The sequence below is a fragment of the Butyrivibrio sp. AE3006 genome (assembly GCF_000424165.1).
GTDB lineage: Bacteria > Bacillota > Clostridia > Lachnospirales > Lachnospiraceae > Butyrivibrio.
Map to the genome: position 1 here is coordinate 259,435 of NZ_AUJJ01000001.1, position 25,195 is coordinate 284,629.

Here is a 25,195-nt window from a genome sequence, read left to right on the forward strand (position 1 = left end):
TTTATCATAATTTTAGGTAGAAACGCGAAAAATATTTTCATATACGATTTATGAATGAAACGTCGCGTTTGGAAACTGAATATGTTAGTTATTCAAGGCAAAACTATCGCAAGATAGTGACGCAAAGCTATAGGGTCTGCTAGCCTGGCAGACAGCCAGCTGCCTGCACGTTGTGGTGCAGTTAACGTATAGATCATGTGTGCCTTGTTTGACGCGGTTTCAGACAGGGCACTTTTTAATGCCTAAGACGCCCTGGTAGTAAGAGAGGAACCTGATATGGCAAGAAAGAATTCAGGACAGAGAAAAGCAGAAGAGTATATTAAGAGACATGCTTTCGCAAAAAGGTGGGGCTCTGTGATGCTCGTAATGGCGATGCTGGTTACCACAGTAACGCTTTATGCTATGAATAGAGCAGCATCTGCGGTTACAGAAGAAGGCGCTGATGAAATAGGTATGGTTCTTGAAACAGAGGATCTTGATCTGGCTGAAATGTACAGCGCAGGCGATGATGAAGAGGCTGTATCAGAAAGCGAAGAAGCAGGCGGCAGCGAGGATGAGTATACAGAAGAGACTTCTGATGAAGGCTCAGAAGATACTTATGAGGAAGAAGCTTCAGAAGAATATTCCGAGGACAGCTCTGATGAATCCGCAGAAGATTCAAACGAGGAAGATACATACGAAGAAGAGACCTCTGAAGACGCAACAGAAGAGTATACAGATGATTCTACAGAAGATGCAACAGAAGAATCAAGCGAAGAAGACGCAGAAGAAGCTACAGAAGATACATCAGAAGATACATCAGAAGATACAGAGGAGATGCTCGATGAAGAAGTAACAGACGAGACTCTTGCAGGAGCAATTGAAGATGAGCTTATGCAGGATGTAGAGCTTACAGTTTCTTATGTTGATGAAGAAGATGAACTCCTCAAAGATGAAGACGGTGAAGCTATAGCTGATGAGAAGAAGATCAGTCTTATGGACAGCATGATCTTCGAAGATGATGCCAGAACAATCGATGGTTACAATTTCAAGGAAGTAATCTACGAGTACTACAACGAAGATAAAGAAGAAACAGAGAAGATCGCTATCGAGAAGATAACGGTTATGATTTACACTGCTTCTGATGATAATGGATATAAATACTACGAAGTAGTTCCCAAGGATGATCCTGAGACTGAAGAGGATGAATCTGAAGATGTTATGGAAATCAAACTCGACACTAACCTTACATTCGTTTATGAGAAGGTAGAGGAAGAGGTTTCTGAGGAAGAGGAACAGACTGATAAAACTGTAGAAATCCCCGAGTCTGTAGATCTTGCAAAATACGTAACGAAGACAGTTATTGAGCGCCAGACACCGGATGGTGAATGGGAAGAAATCACAGAAGATCAGATTATGCCCGGTGACAGCCTCCGTATAACAATTAAGTATGAGCTTCCTGAAGAAGCTTCAGCAAGTGATGATATCCACTATGAGCTTCCTTCTAAATTTGGCACAGTTGAGAGTACTGAAAAGTCTATCGATGGTGCAGACGGCACAGTAGAAGTATCGGAAGATAATAAGGTTAAAGTTCAGTATTCTGATGAACACAAGCAGGGAATAAAAGAGAAAATCCAGAGTGATGACTCAACAGAAGAAAACAGTGATGATAATGCCGGTAATGGAAAGAAAAGCAATGACTCCGCCGGCATTGCTAATCGCTTTTTTCGTGCTATCTTTATAAATCCTTTTGCAAAGGGAGGACTTGTTTCAAGTTTTTTTAACCAGTTCGTAATCGTGGCTCATGCCGAGGAAGGTAATACCGGAAATACCTCCAGCGGTGAGTTTACGACTTATACAAGTGTTCCCGGCATGCAGATCACAGGACTTTCAGTTACAAAAAATCCTCAACCCGGTTGGCTGGATAATGCATTTACATACAGTGGAGGTACACCTATTTCATCCGGTGCTGACGTTGGAAATGGTGACACACTCCTTTTTACTATGTCTTATAAGCTTGGAGCAGGGACACTTAGTTCAGGTGAGGTGCCTAAATATAATCTGGCAGACCATGAAATTGATGTGGAAAATGATATAAAGGGATACATCTACAACAAGAATAATGTTTTTGTAGGTACGTTCTTTATTGATAGTAAAACAGACATTGTCACATTTGATTTTGAAGAAGAATTTGCAAAACTGAATGATACTCAGCCTATTGAGGGTAAATTTTTCTTTGCAGCTAAGGCAAATCTTAATGAGAATGAAAATGAAAAACCTATTCATTACGACTTTGGCGGCCCTGCAACTTTTGATATAAGAATAGTCAGAGTTTACAACTATGATCTGGGTATTGAAAAGAAAGGCAATGCCACACTTGATGCAAATACAAAGACTATAAATTATTCTATCAAACTTACAACTAACCAAGGGTCAGGTGATGAAATCAATCTGGAGGATGTTCTTACAGTATTTAATGATTACTCCGGCAATAACGGACAGAACGATGAGCTTACCAATAAAATAAACGTTGCTGAGGCTATTAAAGAAATTATTGTAATGAAGGGAGAAAATTCTTCAGTATCTGTTCAGCCTACCTTTTCCGGTAATAAGTTTAGTATGTCACTTAAAGGGCTGAAAAAGGGAGAGAGCTATACCATTACTTATAAGCTAGTAGTTCCGGACGATATCGTTAATAACGGTAGTGCTCTTAAAATTCATAACAAGGCAAATGCAAAGTATGGAAAAGATCAGGAAGTATCCATGGAGTGTGATACTACATATGTAGGAACGTTTCCTGATATATACAAAAAAGGTTCTGCAGATAAGAGCAGTAGAACTGTTACCTGGACTATAAAGCTTAATACCAGGGGCAGAAATCTAAAGGGATTTACTTTATCGGATAAGAAGATGAATTCATCTATACAGTATGTGCCCTATGAAGGAAATGTAACGGTTACATCAGTAGTTGGTGGTAATGGCGTAACTCCTTCACTTACTCAAGGTAGCACTATAAGCCTCAAGGACGGCTATAAGTTTGAGGTTGATGATTATAGTACCTATACTTTCACATATAGCTATGTCTACACAAATGATGATGTTTCCTGGGACTCAGGTATCTATAATAAGGCATTGATATTAAATGTAGATAAGCAGGGAAATGAGTATCAGGGCTGGGTAGGAATATCTGATAACAGTTATGCTGACAAAAAGAATGATGGCTACGAATGGGATAACGATAACTGGGTAAAACTTAAGTGGAACGTATCACTCCTTGCCCCGATATACAACAATGATGGAGCTAATAAATCTGAATACTGGACCTATGAAGATATAATACGTGATTCAGCGCAGGTTATAACAGAGGATCAGTTAACTGTTATCGAGAACAACTTAAGGAGTGCGCTGACAGCTGTAAATTACGCAGGTACTATCAGAGTTGAGAAGGGTGAACAGATCACAGTAAATGGCAGCAATGGAGTAAACAAAAGCGGCTATAAAGGGTTTAAAGTGTACTTCTACGGAGATCTGAACACCAATGTGAAGTTTTCATACTACTCATACGGTTACAGAGGCGATGGAAGCGAGGATATCAGATTTTACAATAATGCAATTGTATATGGCAAAGAGATTGGCGATAGCATAGGGTTTGATAAGCTTAAGATAGAAAAAAAGGACGGCAATCGCGTAACCGGAGCGTCACAATACGAGTATTACGATGATGCACTTTTTAACGAGGGAATTCTTACCTGGATAATCAAATTTACAATCCCGCTCAATACCAGATATGACAAGCTGGTTGTTACAGATACTCTTCCTGAAAATGTCACACTGATTGAGAATGGCTATGTGACAAAAAGTGGTATTACCATTAATGGTTTGGAACTGGGACAGGATGAAAGCTTCCAGAATACCAATTATGTAAGACCGCTTGAAGAAAACACTCTTGCTAACTATGAGGGAAAACTTGAAAAGGATGGCAGAAATATTAGAGTGTCTTTCAACCCTCAGAAACTTAAGGGTGAGATGACCGGTTCGTCAGTAGATATGTATCTCAGAGTCAGAGCAAAGATAAATGGTGACTTTGATTTCGCAACACTCAAAAAAGGTGTGTTTACTAACACGGTTAAAGCAGGCACCGAGGATAATGACGAAATAGTATCGGATTTACAGACTCAGACAATTACCAAAACAGAATCCTTCATAACGAAGAGTGCTATTACAGGTATCGAAGGCACCAGAAACACTGTTGAGTATAGTCTTGATATTAACCCCAATGCATCGGATCTTTTGCCAAACGGAGACACACTTACACTGACAGACAATCTTGTAGCACAGTGTGCTGCGGAATCAGCTGTTACTCTTTTGAATGACTCCATAAAGGTATATCAGGTTATAACTGATGAGCAGGGAAATCAAAGGGAAGAAGAGCTTGATTCAACAAAATACAGTTATGAGACAACGACAAATTCAGCATATACGGATTACTGGAGGCATTATTCAAATACCGGCACTATAGTATTTAAGATACCTGACAAGATGCATCTGAAGGTTAAGTATAGATATACCTTTACTTTTACAGGAGCTTCCAATGACGAAATCTGGCCTGAAATTGAAATTAGCAATACTGCAACTCTGGAGGGGGTTTCAGTGTCCGGAAACAATGATCAGGAAGATACAAAATTCGTCATCGATAAAGCAGGCGTAAATGCAGATGTCAAAGGAATAAATGTATTTAAAAAAGATAAGGATACAGGAGCTGCCCTTGCAAATGCTGTATTTAAACTCTATAAGTGGAATGGCACTACCTGGGAGGAAGTAAAAGAATATACTTCAGCAGCTGATGGCCTAATGGCTATATCGGATATTGTATTTAACAATGCCTACAAGCTTGCTGAAATCACGCCTCCGGCAGGATACCTAAAGAGTGATAAGGAGCTGCTGTTCTACATAAGTGCAAGCGATGAGAAGGAATTCCCATTGAACATACCGAAAGATTTTCAGGCGCTTGGCGGAATGATTTGTACTCAGGGACAGGAAATTCCTTTTGTAAATGAAAGCAAAAAGACCAGTATCACAATAAACAAGAACTGGGTAGATGCTGATGCTGCTACAAAGCCAAACAGTATTTCGGTAAAGCTTGCAAGAAGGTATGTAGTTAACGCAGATGCGCCAACAGGAACCTATTACACGGTGCATGTTGATCACAGAAGCGGGGATAATGGCAATATAACGGATTATACCGGATTCCCCTCTGTAAAAGCGGGATCAACTCTGAAATTCACTATATATGGAATAAATCTCAGTACACATGGACATTTACCGACAGTCACAGTAAATGGAAATGTAATGGATGTTTCATCATTGTTTGATACCAGTGGTGAGCAGTTTGTGGAAATCAGCATTCCTGTTGATAAAGACCTGAATGTTACGGTTAGAGACAACACTCAGATGGATGGATGGGATGAACTTCATCCCAGTATCTCTTCAGATAGCCTCAGAAGTGCAGACAGCAGCGCATCTGTGGTGGATGATACGGATTTCCATGAGACCATTACAATAACTCCTAAGGCAGATGGAACCTGGTCGTGGGATTCCGGAAATTTACTGGACAGATATCGTGATGTGGAAATAAAGAAGGAGAATGGAGAAAAAGTAACAAAGAAGTGCGAGTACCTCTATTACATCACTGAAGTCAATTCCGTTTACTACACCGCAGAATATTCTGAGAACAATACCCCCGGAATAAACAGCGGAGAGTTAACAATAACCAATACCCGTAATGATATTCAGCCATACTCACTTCCTTCAACAGGCGGATCGGGAAGACTTCCTTTCACAATCGGCGGAATAGCACTGGTTACACTGGCACTTGTTGGAGAAGAGATTGTAAGAAAGAAAAGGCGGAAATACAATAAATAAAATTTTCGTAAAATTTTCGTAAAAAAATATGTTTTAAGTTGCGGCGTTGTATTGATTTTTATTTTCAAAAGTTCTACTATGATTATACAAAGCATTAATCATAGTAATAGAATTTTTTGATAATAAGTGAAGAATGCAGGGCAAAGCTACCGTAAGGTAGTGACGCAAAGCTAAAGGGTCTGTTTCCGTTTTGGGAATAGATAGCCAGTTGCTGGTGCGCTTAGAATTGGGAAATATGAGGGGCGTATCATAACATTCTTTGGTGATGCGTAGCCCTGTTTGGCCGCAAACGGGCTATTTTTTGTACCCTGATTTGTATTAAAGAGAGTATTTATGGCACAGAAAGAACTTAGAAAACTTAACAGAAAAGAGCTTCTCCAGATGATGGTTGAGTACTCAGAGGAGACAGAGGCTGCAAGAGCGCATGTAAAAGAAATGCAGGAACTCTTCGACAGGGAGAGAGAACAGCTTATAGCTCAGATGGCTGATGAGAGAGCAGAACTTCTTGCCAAATTTGATGAAGAAAAGGCAGAGATGCGTGCGAAGTTTAACCAGCAGCGTGAAGAGTATGAAGCTAAATGCAATGGCGATATTGCAGGCCTCAAGGCAAGACAGGAGAGAGAGATAAACGGCATTAAGGGTCGTTTTGAACGTGAGATAAAAGAGATCAATGAGCAGCATGAGAAAGAGTTTGAGGGCTTCAGGGCTCGCCTTGAGAGAGAGAAGGCAGCCATAAGGGCTGAAGTCGATGACAAGCTTGCCAAAATTGAGAACTCCGGATCTTTAGCTGAAGCGCTTTTGTCAATAAATGGGGTGTTTGACGGGGCAAAAAAAGCAGCGGAAGAGTTTACAAATATCACTGAGAAAAAAGGCGGCAAGCATAAGTGATTGGCTATGTCAAGTACGAATTATGAATGAAAGTTTTCATTTTCAGTACTTTTGATGCTTGGTCATTTTAGTATAATTAGAGAGCTCGCGTCTGTGCGTGCGTACATGTTAACACATAGAAATAGTGGAGCGTATGAGTACAGAAGAAAAGATTGATCAGATAGAGATCGAAAAAGAAGAACTAAATAATTCAGATAGTGTGACAGTAGAGGTCGAGGCAGAAGCAAGGCGGGACAGTAAGCCCACACTTGATGAACTCAGGGCAGAGCTGAACAGAGAGTACAGAAAGCACGATTACACAAGGACATTAAGGAATTCACTGATAGTCATAGTAGTGGTTGCAGCACTTTCCGTTCTTATCTCAAGCTTTTTCATCACAGTGCTTAAAGTTACGGGAGACAGCATGACTCCTACACTGGAGACCGGACAGCTGGTTATAGCTTATAACTACAGCACCTTCGAACCGGGAGAACTGATTGCTTTCTACTACAACAATAAGGTTCTGGTTAAGAGAGTTGTAGGAAGCCCCGGAGACTGGGTGAATATCGATGATTCCGGCCGCGTTTTTGTTAACGGTGAGGAGCTTGATGAACCCTATGTTTCAGATCCCAGTAAGTATGCTACGGGAGTTGGTGAGGGAGACAAGATAGAATTTCCTTATCAGGTGCCGGAGAACAGGTATTTTGTACTTGGAGATCACAGAACAGAATCAATTGATTCCCGTTCAAGTACAGTAGGATGTGTAACTGCTGAACAGCTTATCGGACAGGTAGTATTCAGAATTTATCCGTTTGGTGTATTCGGAAAATTGTGATTTCAGATAAGACAGAGTAAGAAAAAGATTAAGAAGAATAATTTAGAAGAGTAGTGTGTAACTGTTATGTTTAAAAGATTTATGGGTGGTATGAAGTGATGTTGGGACAAAGAAATACTAAAGCTGACAAATACTTGAGAAGGCATGATACCAAAAAGAAGTGGTTGTCCATAATGTTATGTGTGGCGCTTCTTACGGGAACGGTATCTATGTATATCCTCAATAAGCCGGCAACTGCTATGACGGAGGACGGCGCTGAGAGTATCGGTGTAGTCATGGATACAGCTAACGCAGGTAGCGCAGATGTAAACGCTGATAACGGCTCAAGCTTCTGGGAGCCTATTCCTGAGGATGAGTTACCGGCATCAAATACTGAAGCTGATAGCAGCGAGAATGCAGATGCTGAGAATACTGAAAATGCCGGCGAAGCATCAGATAATGAAGATGCCACAGCAGCTGATAGCTCAGAGGCAGCTTCAGATGCAGCAGCTGCAGAGGGCAGTGAAAGCGCCGATGCAACTACAACAAGCGAAGATGCAGCAGCTGCAGAGGGCAGTGAAAGCGCCGATGCAACTACAACAAGCGAAGATGCTGCAGCTGCAGGTGACACATCAGAGACAGCATCTGAGGATGCCGCAGTTGCTACATCTGACGAGACACAGAGCGCTGCATCTGATTCCGCAGACACTTCAGATAGTAAGGTAAAAGAATCAGAAGATGCTTCCGATATCACCGATGAAATTCCTGAGTCTGTGGACCTTGCAGAGTATGTGACAGAGACTATTTTCGAGAGACATATAACTGGAACAGAAGATGAGTGGGAAGTAGTTGAAGAAAATGAAATAAATGAGGGTGATCTTGTAAGAATTACACTTGTTTATAAGCTTCCCAAAGAAGCTAAGGTTTCTGAGGATATTTATTTTGACATTCCTGAGGAATACGGAATTGTTGATGTTGAAAAAAATACTCTTGATGATAATACAGGTGAATATGAAGTAACTGAAGACAATAAGGTAAAGATTACATATAACGATGATGTAAAAGAGGAAATTATCAAGGAGATTGAGGAAAACAATTCTGAAGAAGAAACATCAAATAGCGGTGATTCTGCTTTTATAAATGGATTGCAGCCGTTTTTTCGTGACACCTATGCAGCTTTTTCAAATGTATTTTTATTAAAGGTACATGCTGCAGAAAATGATGGTGAACAGAGAGTGATTCTATATGCTACAAGAGGAGCATCTAATGAATCTGTTAAGATTGTTATTGATAAGGTCACGATAGAGAAACAAGAGAATGGAAACTGGATTGAGATTGGTTCTGATGATTCAGGAGAAGAACAAACTAATGTTGATGACGTCAGCATAAAGAATGGTGATATTCTTCGCTTCTTTATGGATTATACCGTTCCAAGAGGAACTCTCGATTCAACGACCAAGGAAGGACGTACAATTGAGGGATATGTACCTAAAAGTGTAATGCCTCTTGCGGAAGAGACCGGAGTGGTTAAAAATTCTGCCGGTGCTGAAGTAGGAACATACACTCTTGGTTTAGATGGCAAGCTCACAGTTATCTTTACAGAATCATTTGCAAAGCAAAATGAGACGCATAACATTAAAAGCAATTTCTATTTTGATGGAAAATTCACCATTGAAAAAGAAGGCGATGATGCTGTATTTAAGTTTAGTGACAATGTAGTCATAACCGTGCCTGTCGAAAAATCTGAAGAAGAGCATGATTTATCTATTAAAAAGACTGCAGAAAAAAATGAAGCGAACAATGAGATAAGATACACAATTGTAGTAAGTAGTAAAAAAGGTACTACAGATGTAGTCACTCTAAATGATAAGATTGAAGTACGTAAGCAGAACTATAAGGGTAATCAATCGGTAGTAAAATATTCGGATTATATAAATGGTGGTACATTAAATGACATTATTTATAATGGAGAATCAGTAAAAAATCAATATAGAATTAACAATTATCAAGATTTCACTATAACTTTGCCGAAGCTTTCTGCAGGTGATAAGTATGAGCTTAAGTATACATTAAAATACAGAGATATAACTGAGAATGAGCATATAGTAGTTAAAAATACTGCTAATGCCAAATCTGGGTCGGATGATAAAACACATGAAAGAAGGGTTGAGTTCAATCCTTATCCCAGAATTGATAAGTACGGCGAATATAATGGTACAGAGGGAACTGTAAAGTGGACGATAGTTGTACATAGTGATGGAAAGAATCTTAGTGGATATCAGGTTAGAGATAGTTGGGTAAATCCGGCAACAGGTGGAAGTAGTTATACAGCACTTACGGTTAGGTATGTAACATTAACATACCCTAATGGAACACAGGCTACAGGACTTCGATTACCATACACATTTCCGAATGGCACATATACGGCAGGTGACTATATATTTACATATGATTTACCTGCAAGTGAGTGGCTTTCAAGAAATAGGAATAAGGCAAATAATAGAGCAGAGCTATGGCTTGGGAATGAAGAAGTACATGAGAAGAAGACTGAAGTTATTTTCCCGGAGCAGGGAACCTTTAACAAAAGAGTTGGGGGCGGTAATCAGCAAAATAGTATTCTTGAAATAACCTGGATAGTGGATGCGCAGGGTGCAATAAACAGAGATAAAACTGAAGGCTCTAGAAAATACTGGTTATATGAGGATAAGCTGGATAAAGGATATTTTACACAGGAAAGTCTAAGTGAACTTCAAGTATATTTACGAGCTAATTTTGATCCTAGTGCAGTGGTAACGCCAACATATACCGGAAACGCAATTACAGGTTATACTATCAAATTTTATAAAGATTTATCAGCAGGACAGACTTTGACATTTTCATATAAGTCATATTATGAAGTGTCAGATGGCGAGTTTGAAGCAAGGATAAAAAATACCGGTACCATAAATAATAAGAAAAAGGATGCTACTTATGAACACTCAGTTCCATATGTAAAGAAATATGACTATGATATTGCAGTTCAGACCGGTGATATTGATAAAGCAAGTAATGAGCATAATGTAAAGAACTTTACAGACATTAACGGTGCTTTATCATGGGGATTCATGGTTAATATTCCTAAGAACTCAGAAGAAGGTGAATATACAATAGTAGATACATTACCTGGATCAGTAAAACTTGATGACTATGGACTTGCAGTATCCGGTGATATCAGAGTATCTAATCCACAGGTATTTGGACTTACTGAGTCGAAGAAGAGCGCACAGATTAATTACAATAATGTTGTAATTACTGCTGAAGTAACAGACGGGACAGATAAAAATGATGTAGTTACGATTAAGATTCCTGTGACTAGGGAACTTATGGGTAAACAGCTCTATTTCTACATCAAGGGACAGATTGATAACGAATATGAGTGGAAGGGAGTTGATGAATCAGGCAATCCTATAGTTGAGAAATTTGATAATAAGATTTCATTAAAGGATAAAAATAATGAAATCATAAGTGAAGACTCATATTATGAGGAAGTTACTTACCAGAATCAGATAGTTAAGAAGACATCAAGCAAACCTGAAAACGATAATATTGTTTCCTATAAAGTTGAAATTAATAAGTTTGCGGAAGATTTACTACCTGAGAGTGATGAACTTGCCTTTACAGATACACTTGTATTAAAGTACTCAACCTACGAGCAAAAGGAGATATACGCTGATGCAACGTTAGTGCCGGGATCATTCAAGGTTACAAGAGTAAATGATGATGGTACGACTACTGAGCTGGAGCATGGAACTGAGTATAAATACACTACAGATTCAAGGCTTGAGGATAAGACGACTGGTAGCGACGGCTATTATCGTAATTACGAGAGAATCAAGACTATTACGATGGCTGTCAAGGACAAACAGCATTTAATAATTGAATATCAGTATAATTTCAATGGTACAGAAGGTTTATACATCGATGCAGAAAATACTGCAAGTTTGGAAGGCTATGCTGATAAATCATCCAGTGACAAACGTAACTTTGAAATTCAGAGATCAAGGATGAGTGCTGATATCGACGGGGTGAATCTGTATAAGGTCGATAAGCTAAATGAAGATATTTTCCTTGAAAATGCTGAGTTTGAGCTATCTAAGTGGAATGGTACAACGTATGAGCTTATGTACAACTTTGTTACAGATAGTGATGGATATTATCCACTGGATGGTTTGGAAGCAGGATATGCGTACAGACTTAAGGAAACAAAGGCACCTGATAACCCTGAAACAGAGACAATAGACGATTATTATCTGGCTGATCCATATTACTTTGTGCTAATTGATCTAAATGATCTGTCCTCTACAACAGCAAAGGTACCTGAGAATTTCCATGGAGAGGAATTATTTAAAGGAGCGACAATATATATCAAGGATCTTCCTAAGAACATTGATATCAGTGTAGAAAAGGAATGGGGATATGTAGATAATAATCAGTTCATAAAGGAGGATAATCCTAACAGGTCCCAAATATATGTAACTCTTTATAAGCAATATAGTAGTGTTCCTACAGATGAGAAAATATGTAATGTAACCTTTACAGATCATTACTATCAATCAGATAGTATTAGCCAAAGAGGTGCAGCAAGTTATATTTCGATTGCGAAAGGTGGAAAGCTCAAGTTTATTTATACACTTAATAAGAATCGGGTTGCTGATATTACCGGATTTAATCTTTGGGATAGTAACCAGTCATTTTCATCTAACCAGGTTATTGATAAGCTTTATGCTGAACGAAAAGGAAATATTGTTAGTAAATACGGTATAAAACTTGAATCAGAAGGACAGCTTATAGAACCTGCGAAAGAAGACATTTCTTATGACCCAAGTACCTATACAGCAACGCTTATTTATTACGTTACAGTAAATGATGATCTGAATATTTCCGGTTACGGAAACTACTATGATGGTGTAAGCCTTAACGGACCAATCAAAATAGATGGGGAATCTAGTATTATTAATACGAATGAGCAGGTAGTAGAAACAATAGCGCTTACCCCTTCATGCAATTGGGAACATACATGGAGTAATCTGCCAAGATATTACGAAGACAACGGGAACTTGTATTATATTGATTATCACGTTAAGGAAGGAAAACCCGGAGAAAACATATCAGAGAACAGTCAGGTTAACGACTACAAATTACATAGAATAAGTTATGATTATCAGACTTGGAAAATTGTAGTTACTGTTCAGAATGAGCTTATATCAAGAACAGTCCTTCCTGATACCGGTTCAACGGGAACGATGCCATTCACAGTAGGCGGACTTGTAATGCTTGCTACAGCAGTTGTTGGAACAGGACTTGTAAATCGCAAAAAACGCGAAGAAGATTAACAATTTTAAAAACTGTGGGGATAGAAATTATCCCCACAAAACCAAAAGGTTTTTGATGTCGAAAGGCATATAAAACAAAGTGCTCATTTGCACTTCAATATAGCAACTCTAAACGTCTAGAACAGACAAGATTCAATCGAAAAGGAGAGAGGGATAAATGAAAGGATTTAAGAAACTATTAACAGGTATTCTTGCCGGTGCTATGGCTCTGTCCATGACACTTACAGCTGGAACAGCTATGACAGCAAAGGCAGACACAACGACCGGAACAGTAACAATTAAGGATGCTGTAGTTGGTGAAAAGTATCAGGGTTATGAAATCTTCAGTGCTACTATTTCATCAGATTACACTGCTACAACTGATGCATCAGGTATAACATACAAATGGGCAGGAACAGAAAATATGCCTGACAATGATTTTTTCACGGTAAATGCAGCTGGTTATATCGATGCTACAGATAAAGCATACACTCCGAATGAAGATGGTAAAAGAGAGCTCACCTCAGGAGCAATTGCTTTGTTAAAAGGCTGGGTAAATGGCGATGCAGTAGATGGCGAAGCACCAAAGAATCCCTATGGATTTGCTAAAACAGCTGAGCAGACAGCAACTGGTGGTGAAGGCGTTGAGAAAGTTGACTTAGTATTCTCTGATCTTGCATACGGTTATTGGTACTTCACAAGTACAGTTGGTACTGTTGTATCTATCGACAGTTCAAATCCTACAGCAACAGTTAAGGATAAGAACGTTCCTTCAACTAGTGAGAAGCAGGTTGAAGAGGATAGCATTAAAGCAGATACTAGCAGAGCTAATGGGGTTGCTGAGTGGGGTGACAGAAACGATGCAGATATTAATCAGACTGTAAACTTTAGAAGTACAGTTTCTATCAAGCCCGGTCAGAGAAATGTTGTTTTCCACGATCAGATGAAGGATACTCTTGATCTTGATGAGGACAGCATCGTTGTTGGGAACCTTGCAAAAGATACTGATTATGTGCTTACAACCGGACAAAATGGAGATACATTTACCGTTGCATTTACTCAGGAGTACCTCAATAAAGTTTCGCAGGATACTACTGTAACTATCAAATATTCAGCAACTCTTACTGAGAATGCAATAGTAGGTGTTCCCAGCGGCGAAGGCTCTGATGCATTTGGAGCAGGTAACGATAACCAGTCAAGAATAACATATGGTGATAACCAGTATACAGAATGGGATTGGACAAGAACATATACATGGAGCTTTGATATCTTCAAGTATACTGGTGAAAATACACCTCTTGCAGGAGCAAAGTTCAAGGTTTATAAGGCTAAAGATACAGAGAAGACAACACCTCTTACATTTAAGGACCTTGGTGTTAATGAGGATGGTGTGCAGGTTTATGAGTACGCAACTGGTGATGTAACAGAACTTGTTACCCCTGAATCAGGTAATATAACAGTTAAGGGTGTAGATGCGGACGTATATACTCTTGAAGAGACAGAGGCGCCTGCTGGATTTAACAAAATTGCTGATGATATTGAATTTACTGTAGAATCAGCTACTAAGACTCAGGTTGATTCAAAGGCCGGAGAGTCTCTGGGACAGGTAATCTCAGCTGCTGTAGTAAAGAAGGGCGATGATACAGTTGATGCAATTAACGTGCTCAATGAATCCGGTGTAGTACTTCCTTCAACAGGTGGAATTGGTACAACAATCTTCTACATCGTTGGTGGACTTCTCATCGTAGCAGCTGCTGTATTCTTCGTAGTACGCAGAAAAGGCGATGCAGAATAATCTAAAAAGTTTGAAGAAAACGATACAAACAAATTACAAAATATAATTACTTGAATTGAATCTTGTTTCTGCGGACTATATATAGAAACAAAAATTATTCTCGGGCAGGCTCATCTGCCTGCCCGGGTATTTTGTAAAAGTGATCAAATTGTTAAGAAGTAAGATTTAGATTTAGAAAGATATATGGACGGAACGGAATGAAGAAACAAAAGAGGTGGTATAAAAACGCAACAAACCTCATATTCCTGGGAATTTTCATTGCAGGGCTTGCTATTTTTTTCTACCCGTCAGTAAGTAATTACATTAATTCGAAGAACCAGTCGAGAGCAATTTCGAGCTATGATGAAGCCCTCGCCAATATGTCGAAGGAAGATTATGAGAAATACTGGCAGGCAGCTTATCAGTACAATGAGAGCCTTTATCAGAAGGGATCCAATTTTGCCTTATCTGATGAAGAAATGAAGGAATACTATGAAGTGCTTGATCCTACGGGAACAGGCATCATGGGACATATTGAGATAGAAAACATCGGAGTGGATTTGCCTATATACCATGGCGTCGATGAGACAGTTTTACAGGTTGGCATCGGACATCTGCCGGGAACATCACTTCCTGTAGGAACCACAAATTCACATTCCGTTTTATCGGGACACAGAGGACTTCCGTCTTCTAAGTTGTTTTCCGACCTCGATCAGATGATAGTCGGGGATACATTTTTACTACATATAATGGATCAGACATTTGCATACGAAGTTGACCAGATCAATATCGTCCTGCCTGAAGAGACAGGCGGACTGGGAATATCTTCCGGAGAAGATTATGTGACGCTGGTTACCTGTACTCCGTATGGTGTTAATACACACAGACTTCTGGTTCGCGCCAGACGTGTTGATTATAACGAAGAAACAAAACTTATCGTGCCTGCGGATGCAACAAGGTATAATTATCTTGTAGTTGCTCCTTTTATAGCAGCGCCGATGATACTAATCCTGTTTATTTGGTTCATGGCCAGCACTTCCAAGCCGAAAAAGAAAAAGGCTAAGGGAGAGAAGAGTAAGGGAAGTAATTGAGGTATTATGTTATGAAAACGACAAAAAAGCTTAGGAAAATATTATGCAGCATAGCAGCTGTCAGTACTGTTGCAATGTTGCTTTTGCCTACAGGCGTTAATGCTCAAAGCGATGTGAGCTCAGAGACTTCCTCTGCCGGCTCCGGCGGATATCTTGATCCGGATAAAAAGGGTACCTTTAGCGTTTATTATGAGTATGAAGGCTATGGCAAAATGGCAGGTGTTAAGGCACATGTATTTAAGCTTGCTTCCATAGATAAGCATGGTGATTTCACTGTGGCTGATCCTTTTTCAGAGCTTGGTCTTGAGATTGAGGATATGACATCAATTTCAACCCATGACCAGTGGACTACTATTACAGATAAGGTTCTTAAGTATGTTAAGGAGAATGATGTAACTCCCTATGCTGAAGCAACTTCAGGAGATGATGGATTCGCAAAGCTCGGTACCGTTGATACAGGTCTTTATTATGGATACAGTGATCCTGTAGAAATAAATGGTGTTCGTTATGTTTATTATGATGTTCTTGCAGCTGTTCCCGGTCCTGTTATGCTGGATGAGACAGGAAGCAATGATTGGGATGGTACCTGGCAGAACGCTTCTTATGACGTCGTTGTAATTCCTAAGCGTGAAGCAAGTAAGCTTGAAGGTGATCCTGAGGAATTTAAGGTTTACAAGCAGTGGGTTGATTCGGGATCAGTTATGAAGAGACCCAAGTCAATTACAGTAAAGATTTATCGTGACGGCGAGTTGTATGAGACAGTTACTCTTGATAACAGTAACAACTGGCAGTATGAATGGAAATGTGAGAAAGGACACAAGTTCACTGTAGAAGAGGAAGTTGACGAGAAGAATTATTCAGTATCCTACTCACAGAACGAAACAAGCTTTGTAATCGTTAACACCAAAAAAGATGAAGAAGGTGGCGGTGGAGACGAGGAAGGTGAACACGTCGACGGACATAAGGATGAGATTGAGAGCGGTGGCGGCGGTAATTCCGAAAGCGGTCAGGTAGAAGGCACAAACAGGAGTGGTGAGACTCCTTCAGTTCTTGGCGCAGTAAGAGAGTTCCTTGGAGAGCTTCCTGCGGTTCTTGGTGCAAGAAGACTTCCTCAGACAGGTCAGCTTTGGTGGCCGATTCCGGTTCTTGCTATCATTGGACTGATTCTCATAATTCGTGGAATCAGAAGTGAGAAGAGAAGGAAAAAACAGTAAGGCATAAAATTATAATTGGGAGATAACTTGACAGTTTGGCTCGTTATATGAAAATAGGGGATAAGTTTTGGGGGACCTGTTTTGAATTGTTTCGGGAGTATTGTTTACCCGGGAAGGCGGTCATAAATGATTACTAGAGGTAAGGTTTCCATATTACTTGGACTCGTGTGCTTTGCACTGGCGTTTTATATTTTTGCATATAATCGTGACGAGGATCTTTCAGCCGGTGTGAGTGCTGCGAACCTGTTAGAAGGCGTAGATGCGCAGATAACGAACGTGCCTGCAGATGCAACACCCACAGGAGAGATGAAGGCTGTGGATGTAAACGGACAGTCCTTTATCGGTATCATAACGATACCTGCAATTGATATCAGACTTCCAATCCAGAGTGAATGGTCTTCCGAGAATGCCAGGACTTCACCCTGCAGATATAAAGGTTCTGTTTATACGAATGATCTTATCGTAGCAGGTCATAACTATCAGAGACATTTTGGTAAGCTCAACCAGCTTAACAGTGGCGATACAGTTATAGTAACTGATATTGACGGCAGACAATACTACTACGAAGTGACCTATACCGAGACCATCGGCACCTATGAAGTGGACAAGATGGATGAAGGTGAGTGGGATTTCACAGTATTTACCTGTACTATAGGCGGTGCAAGTCGTGTAACGGTTCGCTGCGAACTCGTAAAGACCATAGAGCCCGGTTCTGGGGATTCTGTTATCGACGAGATTGAGAATGCAATCTCAGAAGATGGCAAATAAGTTTTGAGCTTTTGAAACTGTTTGTTCTATAAATATAAAAACATAAATATATAGGCGGTACATATCATTTTGAAGATATGTACCGTTTTTTTGATTAGAGCACAGGGTGAGTTTTTTACGAGCTTAGTTGAGCTTGAACATAAATGTGGTAGAATGTATTTGATTAAATGATGGCTAATCTTTATATAGAAAGGACATAAATATGGCACTTGAAAAATTAAAACCCTCAGAAGTATTTAAATGGTTCGAGGAGATATGTAATATTCCCCATGGATCATATAACGTTAAGAAAATCAGTAATTTCCTGGTTAAGTTTGCAAAGGACAGGAACCTCTATGTGCGCCAGGACAAGGAATACAATGTAGTGATCAAAAAGCCCGGCACAAAGGGCTATGAGGATCATGAGCCCGTTATCCTTCAGGGACATATGGATATGGTCGCTGTTAAGGAAAAGGGGGCGAAGATCGATATGACCAAGGATCCCCTTAAGCTTAAGACTGACGGAGAGTTTATCTGGGCTGAGGGAACAAGCCTTGGCGGTGATGATGGAATAGCTGTTGCTTACTGCCTTGCAATTCTTGATAGCGATAAGATTCCTCATCCGCCTCTTGAAGTTATAATTACTACAAATGAAGAAGTTGGTATGGATGGAGCTTTTGCACTTGATTGCCACGATATCGAAGGCAAGAGACTTATCAATATTGATAACGAAGAAGAAGGTGCAATGATTGTCAGCTGCGCAGGCGGCGCACGTTTCCATGGATATCTTCCTCTTACAAGAGAGAACAGAAGTGGTATTAAGGTTAAAATCCATGTAAAAGGTCTTAAGGGCGGTCATTCCGGTGAGATGATAGTCAAGGGCAGAGGTAATGCCAATAACATCATGGGAAGACTTCTTCTTGAGATCACAGATACCCTTGAAATCGGACTTATAAGCTTAAATGGTGGTGTTGCAGACAATGCTATCGCAACAGACTGCGAAGCTGAGCTTTTGCTTATGGGCCTTGCATCACAGACCCATGGAAATATAGTTGGACCGGATGTTTCATTTTTCTCACTTTACGGAAAGCTTTCTCATATAGCATATAAAGTAGAAGAAGATCTGAAAAAAGAACTTGGAAGCAGAGATCCTGATCTTTCAATTGTGGTAGAGGAAGTGTTTGACAGCAGTCTTCCGCCTGAAAAGACAGATGTATCACATATGGCTTCTGTTAACCTTGATTCCAGCGTGGATGCATACACTGAGGTTCATGAAAAGAGAGAAGTTATCTCAGGAATCATTCCATGCACTCAGGTTATTGAACTCGCAAGATGTATTTGTGCAATGCCTTTTGGAGTTCAGGCCATGAGCGATTCTATCGATGGACTTGTTGAGACATCACTTAATCTTGGAATTCTCAAGATTGTTGCAAATAAATCAGGAGCGGTTGAAGGAAAAGATGCTGCAAGCACCGGTGCCGGCGTCGTAGATGAGGCATTCATTCTGGATTACTCGGTCAGAAGTTCAATCGCACCTGCAAAAGAAGCGCTTCTTCGTAAAATGGAGATCATCATCGAAAGCTTTGATGGAATCCACGAGACTTCAGGAGAGTATCCGGGATGGGCTTATCGCAAGGATTCTGTTCTTCGCGACAAGATGGTGGATGTATATAAGAAGCTCTATAAAAAGGACATGAAAGTAGAAGCGATTCATGCCGGATTAGAGTGCGGATTATTCTCTGAAAAGATTGAAAATCTTGATTGTGTATCCATCGGACCGGACATGCAGGACATCCATTCCACCGGTGAAAAATTAAGTGTGGCATCCGCCGGAAGAACTTTTGAGTATCTTTGTGCTGTACTTAAGGAATTGTAAGATAAAAAATACAAAATTTAACAAAAGTTAGACAAATAAAATTTTGGAGCCGCCTGGGCTGAAAACCCAGACGGTTTCTGCGTTTCATGGAAATTATTACTTGTCAAGTACGAATTTTGAAGAAATTTCTTCATTTTTGGTAGTGCAAAATGAAAAATTAGTTCATATACTTATAAGGTAAGTTTGTCAAAAATTTTATAATTTTTTTATATTTTATGGAGGGAATATGAGGAAGAGTATTGCAAGAAAACTCGCCGGACTGCTCGCAGCTGTTGTTCTTACATCAACATTTGCGTCCGATTACAACAGTATCGGTGCCAGAGCTTCTGAAGTAACTGAGATTACTGAAGAGACTCTTGAAGCAGCAGAAGGCACAAACGAAGAGACTGTTGAAGAAACAGCTCCGTCTGACACTGAAGCAGAGACACCTGCTGAAGAGGAGAAGGAAGAGGAGACAGTTGTAGAAGAGGCTGCAGAAGTAGTTGAGGAGACTCCTGCTGACGAGACAGCTTCAGATGACAATGCTCCTGCTACTGAGGAAGCTGTAGATACAGCAGATGAGGGCTCAACTGAGGAAGCTTCTGATGCTGCAGGCGAAGGCTCCACAGAAGAGACAGGTGATGCTCAGGAAGAGACACCTGCTGAGGAGACACCTGCAGATGAGACTCCTGCAGAGGAGACACCTACAGAGGAGAATCCCGATGCAGAGCTTCCCACAGAAGAGATCGCATCTAACGCAGCAGACACATCTTCTACAGAAGAGGCACCTGCCAAGGAGGAAGAGAGAGTTAAGGAATTCAAGGCTTCAAAGGAGATAGATGGTATTCTCGTATCTCTTTATGCTGATCCTGAAGTTCTTCCCGATGATGCAACTCTTGATATTAAGAAACTTGACAATTCCGAAGAGGAACAGGTTAAGGAAACAATTGACGAAGAGCTTGGTGAGACTGCAGAAGTATCACAGACATTCTCTTATGATATCAATATCTATTCAGAGAGCTATGATGGCTATGTACAGCCTGAGGATGGTACTGTAGAAGTTAGATTCTCTAAGATTGAAGAAGCAGCAGATAAGGATGTAAGCCTTGCTGTTTATCATGTAACAGATGATCTTTCTGATGCTAATAAGGTTGCAGATGCTGCTTCTGAGACAGCTCAGGAAGTTGTATTCGATGCAGAGCATTTCTCTATTTATACAGTAACTCTTTATCATGAAACTTTTTTAGGAGAGGCTACTGATACATTTAAGATCCACGCAGTGGATGTAAATGGTAAAGATATTAACGATTACGAGAGCGTTAGAAATATAGCTATCGAGTGGAGACTTTTCCAGGATAAAATGAGCGCAAGTGATGTGGCTCCCATTTATCATGGCTATAAGTTCAAGACTGCATATTATGTTAAGGGTAATGATAAAAAAGAATTCAGTGAGATTAAGAGGGGTCATTTATTCGGGCTTTCAGTATTATATGTAGATCCTTTCTATAAGAGATACTTTATAAATGAAGATACTGAGCTTCTCTTCGTTTATGAGAAGGATTCCAGTTTTGTGAAGTATCAAACAACACACCACATTGATCTTGGATTCACAGATATAAACATCGATGATGTTAAGAATGCACGTGTGAACATCAACGGAACATGGTATGACATGAATGACAGAGCTGTTGATGAGCAGGATCTTCATCGTGTTGAGAAGAGACTTGATCTTCGTAGCAGAGGATTAACTGTTACAACCAAGGATTATATTTATTTCGAGTTTGAATATCAGGGTAAAAAATACTGCAACGATTATATTACACGTGAGGAATCTGAAGCACTTAATACAAGAGCATATGAGGATTGTGTAAATGCTCATGCATACAACCAGGATGTATTCGGTTTCGACTATAACTTTGAGTTTAAAGAGTTTGCTGAAGACGTTGAGTATACAATAAACGTTTTTGCAGGCACACCCGGAAAATATTCTGCTGCACCTATATATACTCTTTCATCTGAAGATACTACTAAGGTTAAGATTCTCGGTGATAAGACTGTAAAAGAAAAATTTGGTACTGCAGCTGAAGGCAAGAAGTTTGAGCCTGTATTTGACACAACAGTTACTTATAACGGAATAGAATATACACTTGATACAAATGCAGAAGGAAGCAAATTAGTTCTTGATCCTGCTGATGCTGATAAGACAAAGAACGTACTTAATGTATATTACTCAACAACTACAGCAAATGTAGCTTTTTATGTGCTTCTTCCCAATAAAACAATTCCTGAAGATTCTACTGAGCAGGATGTAAGTGAGTACTTCCCCAGCAAGAATAGTGCAGCCTACACTTACGAGAAGTGGAAGGGTACTGCTGTAGACCTGTACGCGCTTGATTCACTTTCGAACTATGAGAGTGATATCAAGTCTAAGATTGATAGTCACCACAACTTATGGGATCCTTCCATGAGTGGTATTATCAATACACTTATCAAGTCTATTGATAGCACAACAATAAATGAGGATCTTGAGTCATATCTTAGTAATGTACGAGTTAAGAAAGATGCGTCCGGAAAGACTACAAGACCTGCAGAACTTAGCGATATAAAGTGGTACGTATATAAGAACACAGCAGGTAACACATATGATAATGATAATCCTGCTAAGGCTTATCACATTGACGGATATATCGAGAACGCTCAGATATCAGTTACATACCATGCAAACTTTGATGGCTGTACAGAAGAGCCTGTAGAAGTTACAGGTTTATGGAGTGGTAACTCATACGATGTTCAGGAATATGCTGATACATTTACTAAAGCTCCTGCAGGTAAGAAATTTGTAGGTTGGACAACTAAAGCAGATGGTACAGGTGATAAGTACAAGGATCCTGAAGTAGATAATGATGATTCATTACTGCTTGTTCATGAAATGGATTTCTACGCACAGTGGGTTGATGTAGAGTACACAACCAAGTATTTCGATGAAGCTGATGACGAAGGAAAGCATGCTCTTCTTGGAGATAATGTTTCTGCAAAGGTTCAGCAGAAATATGGCGACAAGACATACACAATCGATGATCCTGAACCTAAGAAGGATGCTGATGGAAATGTAATTAAAGAGTTCGTTGGCTGGAAAGCAGCTGATGGCAAGACCTATTCAAGAAATTGGATCAAGGATACCCCAGTAGAAGGTGACCAGGAATTCTATGCAGTATATGAGATAGTTGGTGGATACAAGAAGTACTATATCAACTACTATTATCAGAAAGCTGATGGAACATACGAGTATAGACATGAGCAGCCCGCTGATACTTCATACAATGACAAGGGTGAGTTTACATCAGATTACTTCGATTCACTTATTTGCGGTCCTGTATATGTAAGCAAGACCGGGGTTAAGGTATCAGTTAAACCTGAGCAGAGACCTCTTACAAAGACCAAGAATAATGTTGAGTATACACTTGTTGATAAGGGTGAAGCTAACTGGTGGGAAGATACAATTAAGACAACTACTACAAAGCAGGTAGTGCTTAATGTATATTACAAGAGAGCAGACTTTGATACAGAGCTTGATGTTTATGCAGATACAGATTCCGCTGTATACAATGGTATCAAGCAGAATTCTGTAACAGGTTCTTATGACATTAACAGCACTCTTGCTAAGGACTATAACATTACTGTTGAGGCTTCAGTAAATAACGAGGGTATAACAAACGTTAGACAGAATCCTGCAACAGGAGTGAAAAACAAGAAGGTAACAAAGGTTACTCTTGTAAATAAGGTTACCGGTGAGAAGTTTGTGATTGATGCCTCAACTACAGAGGACGGAAAATATATCGTAAATGATACATTTACAAAGATCAGAGTACACGATGGTGCATTCACAATTACACCTAAACCTGTAACACTTACATCTGATGACCTTAAAAGAGAGTTTAATGCTCAGCCTCTTACAAATGCTGAAAGAAAGGTTCTTACAGGAAAAGATGGTGAGCTCCTTGTAGAAGATGGCTGGGTTGGTGAAGAAGGTGCAATATATACCTTCACAGGATCTCAGACAGTTAAAGGTACAAGTGCTAACGCATTCACTTACGCTGCAAAAGAGAACACAGACTTTGAGAACTACTCAATCACAAAGACAGAGGGTACTCTTGAGATTACTCAGCGTAGTGAGAGATTTGAGATTGTCATTAAGCTTACAACTGAGAAGCAGGAACAGGGTGTAGATACTTACGTTTACTACAGCGGTGTTGACCAGAAGGCTAACATGAATGTTGACGTTACTGTAAACACAGACGTTATCAAGAATGCAGCTAAGAACGCAGGTCTGTTAGGAAATCTTACACAGGGTATCGGAAGTGCTGTTGACAGCATTCTTGGCAGCCTGAAGATCAAGGCATCAGCTGCAGAGGAAGAAAAGAAGATCGCTATTGATCCTGTTGTTAAGGAAGTTACTGACAAGATGACTGTAACAGTTAGCGGACTTTACCTCACAGGTGGTCATGGAACTGTAGTAGGTGATTATCCTATTCTTCTTCATACAAAGGGTCTTGCAGTTACATTGCAGATGGATGGCAAGAACTATGATGTAAGTGATGAGTTCCAGATCAAGGTTGTCAGGGAAGGCGACAAGACTGATGTTCAGCTTCCTAAGTCATTAAATGCTGATGATGAGGCTAATGCTCCTGCAGAAGATGCAAATAACAATGAGGCTACAGGTGAGACTAACACAGAGAACACTCAGGTAGAGGCAGATCCTACCGAGGTTATTGGTTATCTCCACGTTCTTAAGAGAGAAGTTGTTCTTACATCCGGTTCTGCAAGCAAGGTTTACGATGGAACACCTCTTACAGAGAAGACAGTTACAGCTTCAGAAGTTGGTGAGAAGACCGGATTTGTACATGGCGAAGGTGCAAACTTCAACGTAACAGGTACAATTACAGATCCCGGTACAGTAGCTAACACATTTAGTTACACCCTTTATGATGGAACAGTAGAAGGACAGCCTAAGACAGATATAGGCAACTACGAGATCACAACCGTTGAAGGTACACTTACTGTAACAAATGATACAGAAGTTCCTGATAAGGATGATAAGAAAAAGAAGACAGATGATGATCCTGACGACGATGATGATGAGAAGAAAGTTCCCAACAGCAACGTAGAGGATGATCCTGACGATGATGATGGTGGTTCAACACCTCAGCCTTCTGTACTTGGTGTTAAGAGAGAGCCTGAAGCTCCTGCAGCTGAAGAAGCTCAGGTACTTGGTGCTAGACGTGGTGGCACAGAGGATAATACAAATACTGCAAGAGTACTTGTTCTTGTCTTCGCAGCCGGCGCAGCAGTATCACTTATGGCTATAGGCAGAAGAAAAAAGGAAGAGAATGAATAATTCAATATTCCACTCATAAATTAGCAAAAGAGCGTCACTTCGGTGATGCTCTTTTTGCGTTATACAGATTATAAAAATGTGTTTTTGCACAAATTATGGTATAGTAATATGTGTAAAATTCATGTGGGCACAACGTATTTATGTGACATCTTGATATGACTGTGTTCATTATGACTTATTGAGGAG

Annotated in this window: 10 protein-coding genes and 2 riboswitches; all 10 genes read left to right on the top strand. The window is 39.9% G+C overall.

What is annotated here, in order from left to right; genetic code table 11:
• Positions 1-86: 86 nt before the first annotated feature.
• Positions 87-167: riboswitch (cyclic di-GMP riboswitch) on the top strand.
• A gap of 109 nt (positions 168-276) precedes the next feature.
• Positions 277-5,901 (top strand): LPXTG cell wall anchor domain-containing protein, encoded by a 5,625-nt coding sequence (locus tag G603_RS0101005; protein WP_026669033.1) that lies wholly within the window; start codon positions 277-279, stop codon positions 5,899-5,901.
• A 129-nt stretch (positions 5,902-6,030) separates the two neighbouring features.
• A riboswitch (cyclic di-GMP riboswitch) is annotated at positions 6,031-6,117 on the top strand.
• A gap of 117 nt (positions 6,118-6,234) precedes the next feature.
• Entirely contained in the window at positions 6,235-6,789 is a 555-nt protein-coding gene (locus tag G603_RS0101010) for a hypothetical protein (protein ID WP_026669034.1), read from the top strand.
• Positions 6,790-6,922: 133 nt separating this feature from the next.
• Positions 6,923-7,603 carry a signal peptidase I gene (lepB, locus tag G603_RS0101015; RefSeq protein ID WP_081669774.1) on the top strand — a complete coding sequence of 227 codons (681 nt, stop codon included), beginning with the start codon at positions 6,923-6,925 and terminating at the stop codon, positions 7,601-7,603.
• Positions 7,604-7,701: 98 nt separating this feature from the next.
• Positions 7,702-12,954: an LPXTG cell wall anchor domain-containing protein gene (locus tag G603_RS21170; protein WP_051207318.1), complete on the top strand. Its 5,253-nt coding sequence runs from the start codon at positions 7,702-7,704 to the stop codon at positions 12,952-12,954.
• A 157-nt stretch (positions 12,955-13,111) separates the two neighbouring features.
• The gene (locus G603_RS0101025) at positions 13,112-14,728 is read left to right on the top strand and encodes a SpaA isopeptide-forming pilin-related protein (RefSeq protein WP_026669036.1); all 1,617 of its coding nucleotides are present in this window, start codon (positions 13,112-13,114) and stop codon (positions 14,726-14,728) included.
• A gap of 197 nt (positions 14,729-14,925) precedes the next feature.
• Complete coding sequence (locus G603_RS0101030) at positions 14,926-15,798, top strand: class C sortase (RefSeq protein WP_026669037.1); 873 nt, start codon at positions 14,926-14,928, stop codon at positions 15,796-15,798.
• An 11-nt stretch (positions 15,799-15,809) separates the two neighbouring features.
• Positions 15,810-17,012: a Cna B-type domain-containing protein gene (locus tag G603_RS0101035; protein ID WP_026669038.1), complete on the top strand. Its 1,203-nt coding sequence runs from the start codon at positions 15,810-15,812 to the stop codon at positions 17,010-17,012.
• Positions 17,013-17,138: 126 nt separating this feature from the next.
• Positions 17,139-17,780 carry a sortase gene (locus G603_RS21175; protein WP_051207320.1) on the top strand — a complete coding sequence of 214 codons (642 nt, stop codon included), beginning with the start codon at positions 17,139-17,141 and terminating at the stop codon, positions 17,778-17,780.
• A gap of 202 nt (positions 17,781-17,982) precedes the next feature.
• Positions 17,983-19,635 carry an aminoacyl-histidine dipeptidase gene (locus G603_RS0101045; RefSeq protein ID WP_026669039.1) on the top strand — a complete coding sequence of 551 codons (1,653 nt, stop codon included), beginning with the start codon at positions 17,983-17,985 and terminating at the stop codon, positions 19,633-19,635.
• Positions 19,636-19,861: 226 nt separating this feature from the next.
• Positions 19,862-25,009, top strand: coding sequence for a hypothetical protein (locus tag G603_RS21180; RefSeq protein ID WP_026669040.1), 5,148 nt, complete (start codon positions 19,862-19,864; stop codon positions 25,007-25,009).
• Positions 25,010-25,195: the final 186 nt, after the last annotated feature.